Consider the following 2,768-nt stretch of genomic DNA (forward strand, 5'->3'; position numbering starts at 1 on the left):
GAAAAAGAGAAAGACTTAACGAACCGAAGAAACTCTGAAAAACGGTGAAGACATAAAGTCAAGCAAGTAAGGGCGTACGGCGGATGCCTTGGCCATATCAGCCGATGAAGGACGCGATAAGCTGCGAAAAGCTGCGGTGAGGTGCAAGTAACCATTGACCCGCAGGTGTCCGAATGGGGAAACCCGGCAGCAGGAGTGCTGTCATCCGAAAGGAAGGGAACCCGGTGAACTGAAACATCTAAGTAGCCGGAGGAAAAGGAATCAACAGAGATACCCTCAGTAGCGGCGAGCGAACGGGGCAGAGCCCAAACCGGGGCGGGAAACCGCTTCGGGGTTGCGGACTGCTAACAAATGGTTGGACGAAGCAGAACCAGTTGGGAAACTGGGCCAGAGACGGTGAGAGCCCGGTAAGCGTAAGGAAGACCATGGAGCAGGATCCAGAGTACCACGGGGCACGAGGAACCTTGTGGGAAGCAGGGGGGACCACCCTCCAAGGCGAAACACTGATATGGACCGATAGCGAATAGTACCGTGAGGGAACGGTGAAAAGAACCCCGGGAGGGGAATGAAAGAGAACCTGAAACCGTATGTCTACAAACAGTCGGAGCGCTTTACATGCGCGACGGCGTGCCTATTGAAGAATGAACCGGCGAGTTACTGTTGCCAGCGAGGTTAAGCGGGAAACGCGGAGCCGAAGCGAAAGCGAGTCTGAACAGGGCGATAAGTTGGCAGCAGTAGACCCGAAACCACAGTGATCTACCCATGTCCAGGTTGAAGCACAGGTAAAAATGTGTGGAGGACCGAACCAGTGAGCGTTGAAAAGCTTTTGGATGAGATGTGGGTAGGGGTGAAATGCCAATCGAACGTGGAGATAGCTGGTTCTCCCCGAAATAGCTTTAGGGCTAGCCTCATGGTAAGAGTACAGGCGGTAGAGCACTGAACGAGGTAGGGGCCTGTCCGGCTACCGAACTTAATCAAACTGCGAATGGCTGTACTTATACATGGGAGTCAGACTGCGAGTAATAAGGCCCGTAGTCAAGAGGGAAACAGCCCAGACCAACAGCTAAGGTCCCCAATGCCGTACTAAGTGGCGAAGGATGTGGAATTTCGAAAACAACCAGGATGTTGGCTTAGAAGCAGCCACCATTAAAAGAGTGCGTAATAGCTCACTGGTCGAGAGACTCTGCGCCGAAGATGACCGGGGCTAAAGTACGGAACCGAAGCTTTGGCAAGTATCTTGAGATACTTGGGTAGGGGAGCGTTCCTGCATGGGAGAAGCCTGACCGGAAGGACAGGTGGACAAGCAGGAAGAGAGAATGCCGGTATGAGTAGCGAAAAGAAAGGTGAGAATCCTTTCCACCGAAAGCCTAAGGGTTCCTGGGCAACGATCGTCGACCCAGGGTAAGTCGGGACCTAATCCGAGGCGGAGACGCGTAGGAGATGGACAACAGGTTGAAAATCCTGTACCGCAGGAGTCTGTTTGAGCGAAGGAGTGACACAGAAAGGAATGCGCGCGTGCGATTGGAAGAGCACGTCCAAGCTGGTAGGTTGTGTGGCAGGCAAATCCGCCATACTAAAAGCCGAGAAGTGATGGGGAGCCATTGGAGACAATGGCGAAGGGGCAGGAACTAGGCTGTCGAGAAAAGCTTCTAGTGAGGACTCAGGCGCCCGTACCGAAACCGACACAGGTAGGCAGGAAGAGAATTCTAAGGTGCGCGGGAAAACCCTCGTTAAGGAACTCGGCAAAATGTATCCGTAACTTCGGGAAAAGGATAGCCTAAAGTATGTGAGCTGCAGAAACGCAGGGAGCAGGAATAGGCGGCAGAAGAGAGGCCCAAGCGACTGTTTACCACAAACACAGGCGTCTGCTAAAGCGAAAGCTGACGTATAGATGCTGACACCTGCCCGGTGCTGGAAGGTTAAGAGGACGTGTTAGCCGTAAGGCGAAGCAGAGAATTGAAGCCCCAGTAAACGGCGGCCGTAACTATAACGGTCCTAAGGTAGCGAAATTCCTTGTCGGGTAAGTTCCGACCCGCACGAAAGGTGTAACGATTTGGGCACTGTCTCAACGAGGGACCCGGTGAAATTGAAGTACCTGTGAAGATGCAGGTTACCCGCGACTGGACAGAAAGACCCCATGGAGCTTTACTGTAACCTGAGATTGGATTCCGGTAAGAGATGTACAGGATAGTTGGGAGGCATAGAAGCGAGTACGCCAGTATTCGCAGAGCCGCTGGTGGGATACCAACCTTGTTTTATTGGGATTCTAACGAGAGACGTAACGAGTCTTTGGACAGTCTCAGGCGGGCAGTTTGACTGGGGCGGTCGCCTCCGAAAGAGCAACGGAGGCGCCCAAAGGTTCCCTCAGCGCGGACGGAAACCGCGCGAAGAGTGTAAAGGCAGAAGGGAGCTTGACTGCGAGACGGACAGGTCGAGCAGGGACGAAAGTCGGGCTTAGTGATCCGGTGGTAGAGAGTGGAATTGCCATCGCTCAACGGATAAAAGCTACCCTGGGGATAACAGGCTTATCTCTCCCAAGAGTCCATATCGACGGGGAGGTTTGGCACCTCGATGTCGGCTCATCACATCCTGGGGCTGAAGTAGGTCCCAAGGGTTGGGCTGTTCGCCCATTAAAGTGGTACGCGAGCTGGGTTCAGAACGTCGTGAGACAGTTCGGTCCCTATCCATCGCGGGCGGAAGAAACTTGAAAGGGGCTGCTCCTAGTACGAGAGGACCGGAGTGGACGGACCAATGGTGTACCAGTCATG

At 53.7% G+C, this 2,768-nt stretch carries 1 rRNA gene; it reads left to right on the top strand.

What is annotated here, in order from left to right:
• Positions 1-56: 56 nt before the first annotated feature.
• Positions 57-2,768: ribosomal RNA gene (locus E0L13_RS11615) — 23S ribosomal RNA — on the top strand; the annotation flags it as partial.

The sequence above is a fragment of the Megasphaera sp. SW808 genome, from assembly GCF_012027795.1.
Taxonomy (GTDB): Bacteria; Bacillota; Negativicutes; order Veillonellales; family Megasphaeraceae; genus Megasphaera; species Megasphaera stantonii.